Consider the following 16,875-nt stretch of genomic DNA (forward strand, 5'->3'; position numbering starts at 1 on the left):
TCTGGCTGGTCCTACCGGCGCGGGCCGGGCAGGGCCGGTGGGCTGGTGGTGCTCCAGCGCGGGACGCTGGCCGCGGGCAGCGCAACCGGACGGCGGGAGGAGACGGCCCGCTGCACGTCGAGCGGAGTGGGAGCCGACGGGCCCGGCGGGAGGATCGGGGTCAGCTGGGCCATCCCCTTGATGTAGCTGAAGGTCACCTCGCGCCACCGGGGCAGGGGAGCCGGATCGGCGACGCACTCGGTGACGGCGGTGAGCAGGGCGACCGGGGTGTCGGTGCTGGCCGTGGCGTACCAGACGGGCCGGTCGATAGACTTGCCCGCCCACAGCTGCCAGCGCGCGTCGCGCGTGGTCAGTTCGGCTTCCGGATCGAGGTCGCCGGTGGTGAACTCCATGCCGGCGAGCCCGTCCGGGGCCTGGACCGCGAAGACGCCCCAGCGCGGACGGTCGATCTCCCAGCCCTGCTTCAGAAGCGGCACGACCGCCAGGAAGGGATCGTGCTCGTCGATGCCGGAGATCGGCCGGGCAAGGTAAGCATCCGGCCCCTGCTCGTACGCCGTGGCCAGCATGGTGGTGAACGCCTGGACAAACTCGGTGGGGACGCGGTCGTTAAAGCAGACGCCCCACGCCGGCGGTCCGAAGGAGTCCTTGTAGGCGTTGATGCGCCAGAGCCCGTCGTCCTCGCCTTCGGGCAGGTAGCCCAGGCGCACGCGCCGGTCGGGAGCGCTCACGTACACGTTGGAGTCCTCGTCGTACCGCAGGTCCCAGCTAAGGTCGAGCAACGGGGCGAGGGCGGGGTCGCCGGTTCCGGTGGTGGAGGCGAGGTGGCGCGGGGAGACGTAGACGTCGCCGTCGATCTCGTGGTGCGAATCGGGCTGTGGGATCATCGGTCTGCCCTCGTGGTGACGGTGATCTCGTCGGCGGCGGTGTCGAGGCGTTCGGTGACCTCGGCGGTGGTGCGGCCGGTGACGATGTAGAACCCGGCCCTGGCGGTGAACAGGTCGCCGTCGGGCGACAGGACGAGCTCGTCGCCGATCTCGCGGATCCAGTGCACTTGGCGCAGCCAGGGGGTGTGGGCGGCGAAGGGCTGGTTGATGTGCCGGGCGGTCAGGGTGCCGGAGGTATCCGGGTAGAGCATGCGGATGCCCGCGGCCCCGCTGCGGGTCGGGGTGAGGTCCGGCGCTCGGCCGCAGGCGAGGTCGGCGGCGGCCCGGGGCAGGTCTATGCCGGTGGCCAGACGGACAAGGTGGCCGATCATGTCGCCGCCGATCCTGGCATTGACCTCGATCAACCGCGGCCGACCGTCCACCAGGCGCAGCTCGACGTGCTGCACACCGTCGGTGATCCCCAGGGCCTTGACCGCGGCAGCGGCGGCCGGGGCGACCTGGGCCAGGAGTGGGTCGGCGGCATCGACGGTGTGCCCGGCCTCGTCGAAGTACGGCGCGGGGCCCAGGTGCTTGCGGGTCACGGCGACCGCCGTGGTCGCTCCGCGGTGGGTGACGCATTCGACCGAGAATTCCGGCCCGTCGAGGTACTCCTCGACCAGGACGCCGGTGTCCTCGCGGCTGCGGCTCGCTCCGGCCGAGGCGAACGCGAACGCGGCGGGCAGTTCTTCGGGCCGGTCGACGCGGATCACGCCGATGCTGCCCGCGAAGGCCGCGGGCTTGATGACCGCCGGCAGGCCGAGGGTCATCGTCGCCAGGCCGGCCTCCAGTAGAGTCCGCGCCCTTATCGAGGCGGCCGAGGGCACGCCATGGCGGGCGAACAGAGCCCGGGCGGTGGCCTTGTTGCGACAGGCCCGCATCACCTCGACGGACGTCGAGGACAGACCGAGCGCGCGGGCGAGACGGGCGGTGGGGACGAGGTGCCACTCGTCCCAGGTGACCACGCCGGCAAGGTCATGGTGCTCGGCCAGCGCCCGGCCGCCGGCGAGCAGCGCTGCAGGGTCGCTCAGATCGACCACGGTGTGGTCGACGATGAACGGCTTCTCCCACGACGGCTCGGTGCCGGTGAGCAGGACGACGTCGTACGCGGCGGCCACCTGCTCCAGGCAGTAGCCGCGGTAGGTCTCGTCGCCAGGAGAAACGACGAGCACGAGAGGACGAGCGGACAAGAAGGGGTTCTCCGTATCGATGGACGGCGGGACGAGGGAAGAGAGGGGCGTCTCAGGCGGCACGGCGGCGGCGCAGTTCGAACGCCGCAGCCCAGTGAGGGTGTTCGCTGATCAGGCGGCGGGCGTAGAGGGCGGTGTAGTTGTTGTTCAGCCCGGCGACCCCATGAGGGAGCTGGCAGCGCAGGTCCTCGAACAGGTCCTTCAAGCTGACTCGGGTTGCGCCGGCGGCCAGGCGGCGAGCGGCCATGCGTTCCAGGGCCCGGTAGACGTGCGGGTTGTGGGCGTCGAAGGCGTGGAACTGCTCGGTGATGGTGCGACCAGCCGTGCGGTGCGATCCAAGGGCGGCAATGGACATGAAGTTCTCCACAGGCTGGGGACGCAACAAGGTCAGGTGCGCAGGGCGGGATCGGTTCGCAGGCGGGCGAAGGCGCAGAACAGACCGAGGGCCTGCAGCGCGGCGCAGACGGTGATGACGTGGCCCAGCGCGTCGGGCGGAGTGAGCGCGGTGAGCACGCCGGCGACGGGGAAGGGCAGCAGGAGGATGAGGATGGTCGCCGACAGGGTGCTGCCGAACTTCTCCGGAGGGATCAGGCGGGAGCGCAGGGTGCGCAGGACGACCGTCATGCCGCCTTCGCCCGCCATGAGGACCGCGACCAGGACCAGGTAGGACCGGTAGTCGGGAGCCTGGGCAGCGGCGAGACAGCCGAGCGAGGCGAGGGCGGCGCAGGCGGCGCCGACCGGCCACAGGCCGAGGCGGTCGAGCGCGAACCGGCAGAGCGCGACGCTGAGGAGCGTCGCTGCGGCAGCGGCGGACCAGACGAGGCCGACTGCGGTGGTGGACTGCCCGAAGTGCTTGACGACGATCACGGGACCGGCCGCTTGAAGAAGGCCGGTCGCCAGGTTGGACAAGGTCAGCCCGGTCACGAGCCAGCCGAGCGCGGACAGCGAGCGGATGGTGCGCCACCCGGTGAGCAGTCCGCCGCCGGACTGCCCCTTCGGCACACGGGCCGGTACCACGGGCGAGGGCGGGGTGCGCAGGGCGAGCAGCGCGGCAAGCAGCGAGAGCATGGTGATCACCGCGAGCATCGACGGCGGCCCGGCAAGCAAGAGCACTCCGGCGAGCGCCGGACCGGCCAGGGTCGCCGTCTGGTCGATGCCGAATAGGACAGCCTGGACACGGTGGGCCCGCCGTCCTGCTCGGCGTCCGGCGGCGGCACCCGCGGTCTCGGCCGCGATATAGCTGAACTCGGTGAGCACGCCGGTCGTCGCCGCCAGCACCATCACGGTCGCGCTCGCCACGGTGCCGGACGGGTGGAGATGGAGCAGGACCGCGCCGGCGGCGAGAGCCAGCGCCCTCCCCAGGGAGGCCAGGTGGAAGACCACCGCGGCACCGCGCCGGTCAACGACCGATCCGGCCCACCCAAACGCAGCAAGCCGCGGGATCCACTCCAGGGCGAAGGCGGCGCCCGTCAGCGCGGCGGATCGCGTCGTGGCCAGGACGAGCAGCGGGATGCCGTAGGTGGACATCGCGAACGCCAACGCGTCCGCCGTGCGCGGCAGGTAGATGCTGCGCATCAGCCCGCCCGTGTGGCGTGCGTGTCGGGGTGTGACTGCTGCGTTCACGCGACCGGCTCAGGCTCAGACACCGTGGCCACCTGGGGGTTGTCGGCCAGCCACTGGATCAGGAGCGTGCGGGGACGAGCCAGCCCCGCCTCGGCTCCGTCGCCGATCAGCGGGGAGGGAGCATCGGCTCGCTCGGCGGTGAGCGATGGTGCCAACAGGTCGAGGACGTGCCGGATACGGCTGCTGAACTCGCAGATGGGGTCCGGGACGGCGTGACGCCGGGCCCAGCGGGCCATCGCGTCGTACAAATCTGCCAACTCCATCCCATCGTCGGTCAGTTGCAGACCGCCGCCGGGCGCGACCCGGACGAGACCGTAGGCGCGGGCCGTGTCGGAAGCACTCCGCAGTTGGTGCGTGGAGAGGTCGGGCAGGATGCCGGCCAGCCGTCGCGGCGGTATGGCGCCGTTGTCGTCGATCTCGGTGACCAGGCGGACCAGGGGGCGCGAGGCGAGGAGTTCGACAGCGCGGTGCACTTCGGCAGAGCTGTAGAGGGTGCTCATCGGCGCGGGCCTCCCGCCGGGATGGCTGTCTTCGGGCGGGCGGTCGTGGCGTGCGAGAAGAGATCGCGGTTGTGCCACGCCGGAGAGGACTGGGGCATCCGAGCGGGTGGGAGCGCCGCGGGGGCCGGCCGTGACTGGCTGCTGACCCACGGCCTTTGCGCGGGCTTCGCCTGCGGGTTCCCCCAGACCGGGTGTTGGGACGCCTGGTCGAGGGGCTGCCCGGCGGACCAGGCGGACAGGGTGCCGAGAACGGGGCTCAGGCCGTCGCCTGCTGCGGAGAGCCGGTAGGGCCGGCCGGTGCCCTTGGTGTCGACGAGACCGTCGGCGACCAGCTGCCGCAGCGGCGGGTAGATGTTGGTCCAGTCGCTGCTGGGCATCACGATCCGGGCCAGGGCCCGCCCGCTGACCTCCTGGCGGGACTTGAGCACCCACAAGATGGCGGCGGCGTGACGCCGGGTGAGCAGGGTGAGGCTGTCCTCGATCTGCTCGATCGCGGGCAGCGAGCGGTCCGCCTTCTCCAGGTGTTCCTCGGCCCAGGTGACGATCACCGGCAGGACCGGCAGTAGGGCAACACCACGGTTGGTGTGGCCGTAGGTCACGTGCCGTGAGGTGTGTTCGGTGCGTACGACGAGTCCGGCGTCGCACAGCGCCTTGAGCTTGGGGTGGAGCTGGCCGCTCTGCAGCCAGGACACCTTGGCCGCCAGCTCGCTGTAGCGCAGCGGCGGGCCGGAGAGGGCCAGGAGGATCCTCACGTTCCAGCGCGGGGTGATCATGGCCAGGGCCTCAGTGACCCGGGCGATGTCGGCGTCGGTGTCAGGGGGCAGAGCGGTGATGGCCAAGGGAGGAACTCCTGGGTGAATGAAAGGGGGTTGGCCTGCGGGTCAGCGGCTGTGCGCCGGGCTCTGCGCCGCAAGAGGCGGAGCTGGAGCAGGCGGCGAGGGAGTCGACGGGGCCGGGATGCGGGCCAGGCTTTGCAGGACGGCGGCGACCGATTTGGCCTGGACCTCGCGGACGGCGACGGCTTCGGCGAGGCGGCGTGCACCGTCGAGGAGGTGGGAGACCTCGCGCGGGCCGATCTGCCGCTCGGGGTGGATGAGCCGGGCGAGGTGGTCGCGGTGGAAGTCGATGCTGCGCTCGACGAGGGCGAGATCGTCGTGCATGCCGAGCAGGGCGGAGAGCATGCCGGGCGGCTGGTCCTGGGCGTGGGCTTCGAGGTCGGCGAGCGGTGCGCCGTACAGGTCCTCGATCCGTCCGGCTATGTCGGTGGACGTGGGATGGGGCAATCGGGGGCTTTCACGGTCGGCGGCCCCGGGCCGCCCCGGCACGCGGGGGTGCCGGGGCGGTGGACGGGGGCAGGGTTGCGGTGACCCTGAGCGGTGCCGTGCGGACGGGCCGGGCCTGCTGCGCAGGCGGCGGCATGGTGCGCAGCAGCTCGCCGAGGGCGGCGCGGTAGCCGTCGCGGGCCTCTAGTGCCGCGTCCAGCCACTGCGCGTCGAAGCGGAGCCTGTCGGCCGACAGTTCGCTCATGTCGCGGTCGGGATCCATGTCGGCGTGTACGCGGTCGCGGACGCGGGCGACCTGCTCCTCGGTGAGCGCCAGGAAGGACCGCAGCTCCAGGGCACGGGCGAACGCGGGCGAGGCATCGTGGCCGGCAGCCGCCTCGTACAGCTCGGGTACCGGCTTCCCGAAGACCTTCTGCAGGTCGCCGTCCATGGTGCTGGCCTTGTCCCGGCTTATCGGGCGGCCCTCGTCGACCGCCACGCCGTCGCCGGTGCGGCTGTACTCGCAGGCCGGTTGGGGGCGCTGGTCTGCACCGCCGGCCCGGTGCGGGGCCGAAGACGGGCGAGGCGCTCTGCGGCGAGGTCCTTCTTCCCTGGGGCGTCCGGGTCGAGGAGCCATCGCACGACCAGGGCCCGACCGTCGCGGGCGGTGACGGCCGCGTTCACCCGGTGAGCGAGGCCCATCGTCGGGTCGTCGACCTCGCTGGGCTGGGTATGCAGTGCAGCAAGGAGGTCGTCCTCCGCGCGCTCCAGCACGGACTGGGCCTCAACGAGAAGGCCGTGCCACTTGACGACGTCGGTGGCGTCAGGGTTCGCGGTCGGCGCGGCGGTGACCGCGGCCTTCAACTGGTCCATGCCCATGTCGAAGCGTGCTTCGATCCGTTCGGTGAGGACGCCCACGACATCCGCAGAATTCTCGGATATGCCGTCGGACAAAAGGATCTCCTGTTCTGGATAGGCCGATGCGTAGGGAATGTGAGGGGCCCCGTACTGGGCGATCAGCCGCTTGCCGGGACGTGCTGAAGTCCGGTTAGTCCAGGCACATACGGACGTCGCGGTAGACGTACGTGCTGGAGACCCAGCCCTTGACGCCGGTCGTCTTGTCCGTGATGTAGACCCAGTTGCCGCTCTTCTTGGAGACGGTGAACTTGTGGCTCTTGTAGAGCACCCCGAGCGCCGTGGACTTCGAGCTGGCCTTGGACCGGATGGTCACGGCCTTGGCGTGCACTGCGTACGGCAGCGGCGGGAGGGACGAGCAGCTGCTCGCAGGGAGAGCGGAGGCGGCGGTCGGTGCCGCGTTGGCGGTGGTGGCGGACAGCACCGGCAGAGCGAGTGCGCCGAGCATCGCGGCGGATATAGCGATTCGGGTGGAGCGCATGCGGAAGGAACCTCCGTGAAGGCGTGGGGAAGGTAGGGAAGGGCGCCGCGGGGTTGTCCTGGCGGCTGTATAAGAGTCCGGAGAATCGCCGGTTTGGCTAACCGGCGATCGTCGGCTATGTTGCGCCGCCCGTGTCGGCTGAGCGCTCAGCGCGAACGGCCGGGTGGGCGCGGAGCAGGGGCCTTCGCCACACCGGCCGGACGGCTGGCGGCGGCTGCCGGGCGGATCGGCGGGAGAGGGCCGGCCTCGCCAGTGAGCCGGTCGTCGCACCACTGCAGGGCCTCGCCCACCGTGTCGAAGCCGCCCTCGCGCAGGGTGTGCGTCCACGTCTCGGTGTCGACCTCTTCGACCACGACGCGGAACGGCAACGGGGCGCGTTCGTCCAGGGCGCGCAGGGCCACGAGCACGACCATGTCGTCGGGGTCGTCGCTGGTGTAGGAGTAGCCCATGGCGTAGTGGTTGCCGTCGCCGGCGAGGCGTCGCTCCAGCGCTCGCGTGGCCTCGTCCGCCGGCGGCGGGCCCAGTTCGGGGTCGAGGCCGATGGCGTCGTGAGGGCAGCCGCGGTGGATGAGCCAGGACTGCGCCATCGCGGGCAGCGGCAGCGGGGCCTGCTCGAAGCTGAACGTCTGCTTCTCGTAGTCCCGTTGCAGATGCACGGCGAGCACCTGGGGCATGCCGGGGTGTCCCCAGGTCGCGGTGCGGTCGAACAGGACGTAGTAGCTGTGCGGACCGTCGTGATGTTCGGCGAGGGGGACGAGCATGTCCTCGTGGACGCCGACCTTGCGGTAGAAGTCGAGGTACCTCTCCTCGTCGGCGTCGAGGTCGTCCAGATCGAAGTCGACTTGAGGGATGGACTTCCGGACCGGCGCCGGTTCGGTGGGAGACAACAAGGGGCCTTTCGGTGGAGTTCAGCGCCGCTGCGCCGGAGTGGACGGCGATGTGCCGGGGCGAGCTGGGACCTTCGGCGTCTGCGTCGTGGGGGCCCGGCGGGCGGCGAACATCGCGGCTCTTCCGGCGTCGGTGAGCGCGACCGGCTGGCCGGCGTGTACGGGGTGGCCGGTGTCCTGGGCGACCAGGTTGGCGTCCTCCAGCCGCCGTAGCTTGGTGTGGGGGATGCGGGTGCCGGAGGCGGCTGTGACGGACATCCGGCCGGTCAGCAGGTGTTCGTAGAGCTTGGCGCCGCCGGCGATGGCGAGCAGCGCCGCCTGGTCGTCAGTCGAGAGCTGCTGCGCGTCGGGCGCGACGAAACCTGCTGCGGCTTCGATGGGCTCCAGGGCGGCGAGCACATCCCGGGCAGCGGCGTCCCGCGCGTCGGCAGCCTCTTCCAACTGGTCCACGGTGGGTCGATACGCGTGAACAGAGCGCCGTCGACGTCGAACTCGCCGCTGGACAGGCGGTTGAGGAGGCGCAGGTGGAAGATGGCGCCAGTCTGGGCATTGGCCAGCTTCCGGTGCCGGTCGACCAGTTGGGCGTGCTGCTCGTCGAGGACGCCGCGGTCGCGGTAGGCCCACAGGGTGTCGATGTCGTGCCCGTGGCGGCTTCGAGGCGCTGGTCGAGCGGGGAGACCGCACGCCGGGAGGGTGTCAGCGCGGGTTCAGGGGGCATAGGCGATGCTCCGTGGGTTCAGCGGGTGGGATGGTGCGCGGGGTTCGGTGCGGGACGGGGCAGACCCGGTGGCGCAGTGGGCGGCGGACCGGGCCGGGGCACGGGCGCGCGGGCGGCCAGTTGCGGGGAACGGGAGCGTGCCGCGTGGGTGCGGGCGCTCAGCGGCCGGCGAGTCATGCCCAGGCGGCGGCCGACCTCGTCGTAGACGTCGTTGCCCGCGCGCGGCCGGATCGCGACGACGTGGATCTCCTTGTGGTGGGCGGACTCCGCGGGCGCCGGCCGGACGGCGTAGACGACGCGCCAGTCCTTGCGGGAGTCCACGAACAGCTTTCGACAGCCTTCCAGGTCACCGTCGAGGCGCAGCCCGAAGCGCTGCGCGTTCACGACTTCCTGCAGGTAGGCAAGGGTGAGGTCGCGTATGTCGCTGGGGGCCTGGAGAAGATCGGTCAGCGCGCGCGGATCGAAGCTCAGTCCGAAGGCGGGCTGTCCCTGTCCCGCGGTCATGACGCCGGCTCGTCCTGGTCAGCGGCTTCCGCCGTGGCCACCGTCTCCGCCCGTACGGACGGCGGCGGACCGGGCAGGAGACGGTGTGCGGGCCGGTCGGGAGAGGTCATGCAGGCCGACAGCGGGCCGCCTGGTGCGCGGATCGCGGCGACGGCGTGGGTGAGGAAGTCTCGGTGCCACACGAACAGGCCGGAGAGCCCGGCTTCGGGGTCCTTGTGCTGCTGGTAGGCGAGCCACAAGGCATGGAGCCAGGCCACGACGTCGTCGTGCTCCTGCCATTGCAGGCACCAGGGCGCCGCGGTGGTGACCTCCGCCCCGTAGACCGGGAGGAAGAAGTCGTCGACCCAGTCGGACAGGGCGTCGAGTTCGTCCTCGCGTTCCTCTCCGTCCAGTTCCAGGATCGGGCGGGGCTCCGGTGGAGCGGCGGCCGGCGGGCCGCCGATTCCCGGCATGCCGAACGCGGCGAACGGTGATCCACTCGGCGACGGGGCGGACGCCAAGTGGTCGAGCTGCTGAGCCTGTTGCGCCGACTGCTCCATGAGCCGCCGCACGCTCGCCTCGATTCCCTCCAGCTGTGGATCCGGAATGCGAATCGGCTCCAACTCTCCATCATTGGCAGGCTTTGCGAATTCGGGCATTGAGAAGTTCGGCCTCCTACGAGACGCGGAATGAGGGAGGTGCGGGGGCGCCCTCGCGCGGTGCCGCCGACGGATTGCACGTTCCTCCGGCGGTATTTCGCCAACGGCTGCGGTGGGAGCTGGTCGCCTTGGCGACGGGCAAGGACGCGGCTCAGGCGGTGAGAACCACGTCGTCCTGCGTGAGGGTTGCGCGGATCGTCTCGGTGAGCCGGTCGGCCGCGATCGACGCGTAGTGCTCGGTCTTCTCCACGCCGATGAAGTCCCGGCCTTCCAACAGGGCGGCCACGCCCGTGGAGCCGGAGCCGGCGCAGAAGTCGAGGACCGTGCCGCCCTCGGGGCTGATCTTGACCAGCTCGCGCATCACCTCGACCGGCTTCTGCGTGATGTGCTGGCGCTTCGCGCCAGAGGGCTGCGAAGCCGAGTACATGCCAGGCAGATAGACGGGGTTGCGGGAGCCGTCGATCGGCCCCTTGCTGGCCCAGACGATGAACTCGCAGTTCTGGGTGAACCGGCCCTTCTGGGGCCTGGCCTGCGGCTTGTGCCAGGCCAGGACACCGCGCCACAGCCATCCGGCCGCCTGGATTGCGTCCGTCGTCGTCGGGAGCTGGCGCCAGTCGGTGAACAGCAGGGCCGTCCCGCCGGTCTTGGTGAGGCGGTGAGCCTCGGTCATGATCTGCGTCAGCCAGAACGAGTAGGACCTCTGGTCCATATTCTCGCCGGTGAAGTCGGCGAGGTCGTTCTTGGCGTCGGCGGAGGTGTACTTCTGCTTCGCGGAGCGCGTGGTGCGCTCCTTCGCGGTCCGCCCTCCGCTGTTGTACGGCGGGTCGGTGATGACGGAGTCGACGCAGCCATCCGGAAGGCCGGAGAGAACGGCCAGAGCGTCGCCCTGGTGAAGGGAAAAAGGCAAAGAAAAACCCCGATTCGGGTGCGGAAACGCGGAGGGAAATAGTCGCCTCGCGCAGGAGTCCTCGCGGGCCGGAAGTGGGCATGCAGAAGCCCAGGGCCACAGACCGAGGAGGGCGAGGGGGAGTCCAAAAACTGTAGAGGCGAAACCGCCGACGACCAAGAAGTGCCCTGTCGAGGTATCGGTTTCCGGCACCTCACGCCGACTTTTTGGTCAACCGCCGATCCGCGCCTACTGTTTTTGAACCGCCCGGCGCACACCGCCGATGGCCACTCCCCTGCCACACCTCTCGGAGGTACCCCTTGCCCCGGCACACCTAGCTCACGGCCCGGCCACGCGGAGCGAGCGGCATCTCGCCCCGCACCGGCCCGTCCCGATCGCCCACCCCGGCTACCGCGCCCTTCCGAGACGCCTCGCGCACGCGGTACGCCGGACACCGCACCCCCAAGGACACGCTCATGACGTCTCGCTACCCACCCATGCCCGAACCCGCTGCCCGGCGAGCGGTCCGCTCGGATTGAAGGGGCTCGCCGCCGGCATCGGCGTCGTCTTCCTGTCCCCGATCCTGATCGCCGGCACCGGCATGATGCTGGCCTCCTCGGCCGACGCCGTGCAGAGCAGCGGCTCCTTCAGCAGCTGCCTGAGCGACATCGACAGCGACAAGGTCGCCGAACAGGTCACCAAGATCCTTGACGGCGCCTCCGGCAAGGACGTGCACGTCGAGGGCCTGGACCTGCCCGCCGAGCAAGTCCCCAACGCCCAGACGATCGTGGCCGCCGGCCTCTCCCTCGACGTCCCCAAGAAGGGACAGATCATCGCGCTCGCCACGGCGATGCAGGAGAGCCGACTGCGCAACCTCGCCCACGGCGACCGCGACTCCCTCGGCCTCTTCCAGCAGCGCCCTTCCCAGGGCTGGGGCAGCGCCGAGCAGATCCGCGACCCCACCTACGCGAGCGAGCAGTTCTACAAGCACTTGCTCAAAGTGAGCGGGTGGCAGCAGATGACCGTCACCCAGGCCGCCCAAGCCGTGCAGAAGTCCGGCCTGCCAGACGCGTACGCGCAGTGGGAAGAGCTCGCCACCGCGCTGCAGGCCGCCATCGCCAAGACCTTCCCCGGCGGCGGTGACGCGGACGGCAAGGAATCGGACCAGGACAAGCAGCCGGCCACGACCGGCTGCGCGCCGGGCCAGGACGGTTCCGGGTTCGGCCGCATCCCCGAGGGGAGCGTCCCGAAGGGTTACTCGATCCCCAAGGACGCCGATCCGAAGGCGCGCAAGGCCATCACCTGGGCGATGCAGCAGCTCGGAACGCTCTACCAGTGGGGCGGATCCTGCACGAACTCGCATGGTCCTGACCCCATGGGCCGCTGCGACTGCAGCTCGCTGATGCAGCAGGCGTACGCCCACGCCGGAATCACGCTCACCCGCACGACGTACACGCAGGTCAACGAAGGCAAGGCGATCTCGCCCGCTCATCTCAAGCCCGGTGACCTGATCTTCAGCCGCGGCACCGCCGCCCGGCCCGAGCACGTCGGCATGTACATGGGCGAGGGCCTCGTGATCGAGGCGCCGCGCACCACTAAGCCGGTCCGGATCACCCCGATCAAGGACTGGACGATTCTCGCCACCCGCCGCGTCCTCTGACGCCGCACCCGCCCGGCTTCGCCCCGGGCGGTCCGGCCTTGCGGCCACTTCCACGCCCTTCCCGCACCTCCCCCTCCGCTTTCGCCTTCCCCGCCGGCCCTCGCTGGGCCCGCGTATGCAAGGAGCCCCACCACCCCTATGTCCGTCCCCCTCGCAGACCGTGTCATCCAGCTCGCTTACGACCCAGGAATTGCGCCCAAGGGCGGTGGCCTGCCCGGCCTGAGCGTGCTGAAGAACGTCGTCAACTCGATCAACATGTTCGGCATCATCGCCGTCGTTGGCGCCCTCGCCGTCTCGCTCGGCGTCTGGGCCTGGGGCCACCACACCGGTGGCCACCAGGCCGAGGCCAACGGGAAGAAGGGCGCCGTGGTCGCCGCTGGCGCCGCCCTCGGTCTGGGCGCCGCGAACGGCATCGTGGCCTTCTTCTCCGGCCTGGGCTCGCAGGTCCACTGATGCGGAAACGATCCCCGTCCCTCTCACTGTCCTCGTACGGCTCGGGGTGGTCGGCCAACCGGCGCATCGCGATCGTCGCCGCCGCCGTCGCCGTCCTGCTCGCCATCGCCGGGGTCGTCGCCCTGTTGACCGGAGGCGGGAATAGCCACCAGGCTCCGGGCACCGCGGCGCCTGCCCCAACTGGCAGCCCGTCCTCCTCCGAGGCCGCCCCGAAGCCTTCCTCCGGATCCGGGTCGGTGCCCAAGCCGCCGCAGATCTCCGAGCCGGTCGCCTACGCCAAGGCAGCAGCCCAGATGCTGTGGTCCTACGACACCCATGACACCAGCCGCGACCAACAGCTCGCCGGCATGCGCGCCTGGATGACCGCCGAGACCAAGTACGCCGACTGGGCCTCGGTCTCAGGCCAGGTGCCCGATCCGGTGCTGTGGTCACGGATGGCCGACCAGGACCAGCACGCCACCGCCCACGTCACCGAGGGCCACTACCCCGGCGCGTTCAAGCAGGCCCTGGCCGAGGACCCGTCCGCGATCACCGAGGCGTACATCTACGTCGTCACCGTCAACGGCAAGCAGACGCTCAGTTGGAAGAAGGGCGGCGGAGGGGCCGAGGAACGGGCCGTGACCCTCGCCGTCCAGTGCCGCCCGAACCACGACTGCACCCTGGCCGCCATCGCTCCGAGCGTCACGCAGTGACCCGCGCCTGACACACGAAAGGAGGAGCAACTCCCCGTGGGCTTCTGTGATTACCCCCTGGCCGACAAGTTGTGCACGGTCGGCGACGCGGTGGATTTCGCCTCGGACCCCGGCAAGGCCATCGGTGACTGGATGGCGAAGTCCGCCGGTGAACTGGCCGCCGCCGCGGCCAACCTGGCCGCCGAGGCGGTCGACACCACCACGAAGGTGGATCTGAACGCCGGATGGTTCCGTGACAACTACGAGATGCTGCTGCCACTGGGCCTGGTCCTGCTGGTCGCCACGTTCTGCGCACAGCTGGTCCGGGCCGCCATCCGGCGCGACGGGCAAGCTCTGACACAAGCGTTCACCGGCACCATGAGCGGCGTCCTGTTCGCCTTCTGCGCCATCGCCCTGACCACGGTGGCCGTCGAAGTCGTCGACGCCGTCAGCGACGGCCTGTTCAAGACCGCGAACCTGGACATCGAGGCGGCCGTGCGCCGCATCGTGAAGGTCAGTCAGATTGCGTCGCTGGCCGGGCTAGGCTGGCTCGTCCCGGTCGTCGCCGGCCTCGGCGCAGCCATCGGCGCCTTCCTCTACTGGTGCGTGATGATGGTCCGCAAGGTCGGCATCCTCGTCATGGTCACGCTGGCCGTCTTCGCCTCCGCCGGCGGCGGCTGGGAGGTCGCCCGGCGCTGGCGCAAGGGCTGGATCGAAGCCACCGCCACCCTCGTGGTCTCCAAACTGCTGATGACCGTGATCTTCGTGATCGGCATCGCCGCCATGGGCAAAACCGAGACCAAGGACGGCATCGCCGCTCTGGCCGACGTCATGTCCGGCATCGTGATCATGATCTTGGTGCTGCTGTGTCCGTACGCGGTCTTCAAGTTCGTGCACTGGGCGGCCGACGGGACCGACGGGGAGTCCATCCACCGTGCCGGCGGCGCCGGTGCGCAGATCGCGAAGGCGCACGCCGAGAAGGCCGCCCGCAAGGCCGCCGCTACTGCGGCCACCGCCGGAACCGGGGGCGCTGCCGCCGGCGCGGGTGCCGCACCGCAGGGCCCCGACGGCGGTGGGTTCCCCGGCGACGTCGCTGCCAACCCGACCGGCGGAGGCGGCGAGGGCAAGGAGGGATCGCAGAGCGGCGGAACGGAGGCCTCGCCCGGCGGCGACGCGGTCAAGTCCGGCCTGGAGAAGCCCGTCCAGCCCGCGCCGACGAGCGTGTCCGACGACACCAGCGGCCAGGTGGGCGGCAGCCCGGGGCCTGGCGGATCCGGCGCGAGCGCCGCGTCTGGGCAAAGCGGCGGATGGCAGTCCACTCCGCCGACCACAACCCCGCCGCCGCAGGGCGCACCCCCGTCCTCCGGCGCGCAGAATGCCCCGTCCAGCGGGGCCAGCGGACCCCCGCCGCCTCCGACCGGCCTCTGATTCCCAGACCGACCCCCGGGGGCGGGATGTGCACGCGCCCTCCCGCCCTCGGGTTCCACCCGCGCCTCCAGGACCCGCCCCTTGACTGATCTCTCCGTCGCCCCGGTCACGGTGAAGTTCCCGCACCGGAGCCGCCGCGGCATCCTCCTCGGCCTCTCCCTGCCCCAACTTGTACTCGTCTCCTGCATGCTGGCCCTGCTGCTGATGACGGTGATCTCCACCGGACTGCTCGGCGCCGTCGCCCTGGCACCGCTGTGGGCGGCATCCGGGGCACTCGTAGCGATCCGCCGGCACGGCCGCTCCCTGATCGACTGGGCGCCGATCGTCACCCGGTATGCGCACCGTCGCCGCACCGGCCAGACCCTCTGGCTCGCTCGGCCCGTCACTCGGCCCCGGCAGGACGGCGTCCTCCATCTGCCCGGCACCGCCGCCTCCCTCAAGGTGGTCACCCCCGGCGACTCCGCCAACGGTGCCGCAGCCGTCCACGACCCGCACCAGCAGACCCTGACCGCCATCGCCCGCGTCACCAGCCGCGCCTTCGCCCTCCTCGACCCCGCCACCCAGAACCACAACGTGAACAGCTGGGGACGCGCACTCGCGGGCATCGCCCGCACCGGGCACATCGCCACCGTGCAGGTGCTGGAACGCACCGTCCCCGACTCGGGCGACACCCTCACCCGCCACTGGACCCACAACGGGCAGTCCCAAACCCCCGTCGCCGGACAGATCTACTCCGAGCTGGTCTCCTCTGCCGGCCCCGCCGCCGCCCCGCACGAGACCTACCTCGCCATCTCTCTCGACCTCAAGGCCGCCCGGCGCCTGATCAACCAGGCCGGCGGAGGGCTGCCCGGGGCGTTCACCGTCATGGAGCAGACCACCGCGTCCATCGCGCAGGCCGCCCGCAACGCAGGTCTCCAGGTCACCGGCTGGCTGAGCGCACGGGAAATCGCCGCCGTCATTCGCACCGCCTACGACCCCAAGGCCCTCGCCGCGCTCCAGCAATGGTCCGAGACCGGCCGCGCCGAAGCCGACCCCGCAGCCGCCGGTCCCGTCGTCCAGTTCGAGGAGTACGACCGCCTCGCCACCGACAGCGCACGGCACGCGACGTACTGGGTGGAGAACTGGCCGAGGACCGAGATGGGGGCCGGGTTCTTGCACGGGCTGATGTTCACGGCCGGCGTGCGCCGCAGCCTCTCCCTTATATACGTGCCGCAGGGGCTCGAGTCGGCACTGCGGGACGTCCAGCGCAAGAAGGCCGCGATCATCGCCGACGCCAACGAACGTGCCCGCCGCGGGCAGGTCGATTCCGAAGAGGACTCCGTCGAGTACGCCGATGTCAAAACCCGCGAACGCCAGCTCATCGCCGGACACGCGGACGTCGCACTGACCGGCCTGGTCACCGTCACGGCCGAGACCGACGCCCTCCTGGACGCCGCCTGCGCACAGATCGAGACCCACGCCGTCACCTCCGGCGTCGACCTCCGACGGCTCAACTACCAGCAGCCCGACGCCTTCGCCCTCACCGCGCTCCCGCTCGCCCGCACCGCCCTGTGAACCAACGGCGCCCGCGCGCACCCCGACCCACCGCACTCCGGATCACCCGCGACGGGGCGCCCCTCACCACCCTGCCTACCGGCAGGAAGGACCACCACCTTTGACCTCTCCTACGCGCCCCGACGACGCGCACCCCTACCTCCGCGCCGCGAGCGCCGGCATCCGCCACCACGCACGGACCCTAGCGCCGTCGGACGCGGACCCGCCCAAGCCCGGAGATCGTCTGCACCTTGACGTGCTGCACGCCCACCTCACCGCTCTGCTCCAGCTTCTGGACCGGCTCGCCGACAACACCCGGCACCCTCACCCGGCCGCCGGACGTCACCTGGCCACTGCCCACACCAGGCTCTGGCAGGCCACGAGCGAAGTCCACGCCGCCTTCCACCTGCTGCCCGGCATACTCCAGGCCGACGCCGAGACAAGCGCCTGCCATCCAGAACGGCTCCCCGAGGGCCCGCCCGTGCTGACGATCTGCCAACGCCACCTCACCGCCGGACACATAGTCCGCCGCAAAACCACCCCCACCGACCTCCGCCCGCACAGCACGGCCTGCGTGCGATGAGCACCACCCGCAGAATCGAGGGC

20 protein-coding genes and 1 pseudogene are annotated in these 16,875 nt (G+C 70.9%); 6 read left to right on the forward strand and 15 right to left on the reverse strand.

Translation table 11 applies throughout. The features are described 5' to 3' along the window. Positions 1-11: 11 nt before the first annotated feature. The 15 genes and pseudogenes from DN051_RS07465 to DN051_RS07535 all read right to left on the reverse strand — a co-directional run bounded on the left by DN051_RS07465 (position 12) and on the right by DN051_RS07535 (position 10,545). Entirely contained in the window at positions 12-884 is an 873-nt protein-coding gene (locus DN051_RS07465; RefSeq protein ID WP_112438320.1) for an SPDY domain-containing protein, read from the reverse strand. Next, positions 881-2,110, reverse strand: coding sequence for an ATP-grasp domain-containing protein (locus DN051_RS07470; RefSeq protein WP_246040960.1), 1,230 nt, complete (start codon positions 2,108-2,110; stop codon positions 881-883). The genes DN051_RS07465 and DN051_RS07470 overlap by 4 nt, the downstream gene beginning before the upstream one ends. Before the next feature lie 52 nt (positions 2,111-2,162). Continuing rightward, positions 2,163-2,465, reverse strand: coding sequence for a hypothetical protein (locus tag DN051_RS07475; RefSeq protein ID WP_112438321.1), 303 nt, complete (start codon positions 2,463-2,465; stop codon positions 2,163-2,165). Positions 2,466-2,497: 32 nt separating this feature from the next. After that, positions 2,498-3,733 carry an MFS transporter gene (locus DN051_RS07480; RefSeq protein WP_112438322.1) on the reverse strand — a complete coding sequence of 412 codons (1,236 nt, stop codon included), beginning with the start codon at positions 3,731-3,733 and terminating at the stop codon, positions 2,498-2,500. Then, positions 3,730-4,233 (reverse strand): regulator, encoded by a 504-nt coding sequence (locus tag DN051_RS07485; RefSeq protein ID WP_112438323.1) that lies wholly within the window; start codon positions 4,231-4,233, stop codon positions 3,730-3,732. The genes DN051_RS07480 and DN051_RS07485 overlap by 4 nt, the downstream gene beginning before the upstream one ends. After that, complete coding sequence (locus tag DN051_RS07490; protein ID WP_112438324.1) at positions 4,230-5,072, reverse strand: winged helix-turn-helix transcriptional regulator; 843 nt, start codon at positions 5,070-5,072, stop codon at positions 4,230-4,232. Before DN051_RS07490 ends, DN051_RS07485 begins: the two co-directional genes overlap by 4 nt. Before the next feature lie 42 nt (positions 5,073-5,114). Next, positions 5,115-5,516: a hypothetical protein gene (locus DN051_RS07495; protein WP_162624880.1), complete on the reverse strand. Its 402-nt coding sequence runs from the start codon at positions 5,514-5,516 to the stop codon at positions 5,115-5,117. 10 nt (positions 5,517-5,526) lie between these two features. Beyond that, positions 5,527-5,970, reverse strand: coding sequence for a hypothetical protein (locus DN051_RS07500; protein ID WP_112442143.1), 444 nt, complete (start codon positions 5,968-5,970; stop codon positions 5,527-5,529). Further along, positions 5,967-6,449 carry a hypothetical protein gene (locus DN051_RS07505; RefSeq protein ID WP_112442139.1) on the reverse strand — a complete coding sequence of 161 codons (483 nt, stop codon included), beginning with the start codon at positions 6,447-6,449 and terminating at the stop codon, positions 5,967-5,969. Before DN051_RS07505 ends, DN051_RS07500 begins: the two co-directional genes overlap by 4 nt. 94 nt (positions 6,450-6,543) lie before the next feature. After that, positions 6,544-6,891, reverse strand: coding sequence for an SH3 domain-containing protein (locus DN051_RS07510; RefSeq protein ID WP_246040962.1), 348 nt, complete (start codon positions 6,889-6,891; stop codon positions 6,544-6,546). A 146-nt stretch (positions 6,892-7,037) separates the two neighbouring features. Then, a complete protein-coding gene (locus DN051_RS07515) occupies positions 7,038-7,781 on the reverse strand; it encodes a hypothetical protein (RefSeq protein WP_112438325.1) in 744 nt (247 codons plus the stop codon). 18 nt (positions 7,782-7,799) lie between these two features. Then, a pseudogene (locus DN051_RS07520) lies at positions 7,800-8,496 on the reverse strand (hypothetical protein). An 18-nt stretch (positions 8,497-8,514) separates the two neighbouring features. Further along, positions 8,515-9,000: a hypothetical protein gene (locus DN051_RS07525; RefSeq protein WP_020271124.1), complete on the reverse strand. Its 486-nt coding sequence runs from the start codon at positions 8,998-9,000 to the stop codon at positions 8,515-8,517. Next, complete coding sequence (locus DN051_RS07530; RefSeq protein ID WP_162625130.1) at positions 8,997-9,539, reverse strand: DUF4913 domain-containing protein; 543 nt, start codon at positions 9,537-9,539, stop codon at positions 8,997-8,999. The genes DN051_RS07525 and DN051_RS07530 overlap by 4 nt, the downstream gene beginning before the upstream one ends. Positions 9,540-9,789: 250 nt before the next feature. Next, on the reverse strand, positions 9,790-10,545 hold the full coding sequence (locus tag DN051_RS07535; protein ID WP_112438327.1) for a DNA-methyltransferase: 756 nt from the start codon (positions 10,543-10,545) through the stop codon (positions 9,790-9,792). A 514-nt stretch (positions 10,546-11,059) separates the two neighbouring features. On the opposite strand from DN051_RS07535, the gene DN051_RS07540 reads away from it, so the two are divergent. The 6 genes from DN051_RS07540 (at position 11,060) to DN051_RS07565 (ending at position 16,852) form a co-directional block, all read left to right on the forward strand. Beyond that, positions 11,060-12,184, forward strand: a complete 1,125-nt coding sequence (locus DN051_RS07540) for a C40 family peptidase (protein WP_112438328.1) — start codon at positions 11,060-11,062, stop codon at positions 12,182-12,184. 138 nt (positions 12,185-12,322) lie between these two features. Further along, on the forward strand, positions 12,323-12,637 hold the full coding sequence (locus DN051_RS07545; protein ID WP_112438329.1) for a DUF6112 family protein: 315 nt from the start codon (positions 12,323-12,325) through the stop codon (positions 12,635-12,637). Continuing rightward, complete coding sequence (locus tag DN051_RS07550) at positions 12,637-13,329, forward strand: hypothetical protein (protein WP_112438330.1); 693 nt, start codon at positions 12,637-12,639, stop codon at positions 13,327-13,329. The genes DN051_RS07545 and DN051_RS07550 overlap by 1 nt, the downstream gene beginning before the upstream one ends. Before the next feature lie 36 nt (positions 13,330-13,365). Continuing rightward, the gene (locus DN051_RS07555; RefSeq protein WP_112438331.1) at positions 13,366-14,736 is read left to right on the forward strand and encodes an SCO6881 family protein; all 1,371 of its coding nucleotides are present in this window, start codon (positions 13,366-13,368) and stop codon (positions 14,734-14,736) included. Positions 14,737-14,817: 81 nt separating this feature from the next. Beyond that, positions 14,818-16,290 carry an SCO6880 family protein gene (locus DN051_RS07560; RefSeq protein ID WP_162624881.1) on the forward strand — a complete coding sequence of 491 codons (1,473 nt, stop codon included), beginning with the start codon at positions 14,818-14,820 and terminating at the stop codon, positions 16,288-16,290. Positions 16,291-16,390: 100 nt separating this feature from the next. Further along, positions 16,391-16,852, forward strand: coding sequence for a DUF6238 family protein (locus tag DN051_RS07565; protein WP_112438332.1), 462 nt, complete (start codon positions 16,391-16,393; stop codon positions 16,850-16,852). Positions 16,853-16,875 lie beyond the last annotated feature (23 nt).

Source organism: Streptomyces cadmiisoli (assembly GCF_003261055.1).
In the GTDB taxonomy this organism is placed as follows: Bacteria; Actinomycetota; Actinomycetes; order Streptomycetales; family Streptomycetaceae; genus Streptomyces; species Streptomyces cadmiisoli.

Bases quoted from the DNA above. Each gene is read 5' to 3' on its own strand.
- DN051_RS07475 (WP_112438321.1), bottom strand. From the start codon at position 2,465: ATGTCCATTGCCGCCCTTGGATCGCACCGCACGGCTGGTCGCACCATC.
- DN051_RS07465 (WP_112438320.1), bottom strand. From the start codon at position 884: ATGATCCCACAGCCCGATTCGCACCACGAGATCGACGGCGACGTCTAC.
- DN051_RS07550 (WP_112438330.1), top strand. From the start codon at position 12,637: ATGCGGAAACGATCCCCGTCCCTCTCACTGTCCTCGTACGGCTCGGGG.
- DN051_RS07545 (WP_112438329.1), top strand. From the start codon at position 12,323: ATGTCCGTCCCCCTCGCAGACCGTGTCATCCAGCTCGCTTACGACCCA.
- DN051_RS07525 (WP_020271124.1), bottom strand. From the start codon at position 9,000: ATGACCGCGGGACAGGGACAGCCCGCCTTCGGACTGAGCTTCGATCCG.
- DN051_RS07510 (WP_246040962.1), bottom strand. From the start codon at position 6,891: ATGCGCTCCACCCGAATCGCTATATCCGCCGCGATGCTCGGCGCACTC.
- DN051_RS07485 (WP_112438323.1), bottom strand. From the start codon at position 4,233: ATGAGCACCCTCTACAGCTCTGCCGAAGTGCACCGCGCTGTCGAACTC.
- DN051_RS07530 (WP_162625130.1), bottom strand. From the start codon at position 9,539: ATGGAGCAGTCGGCGCAACAGGCTCAGCAGCTCGACCACTTGGCGTCC.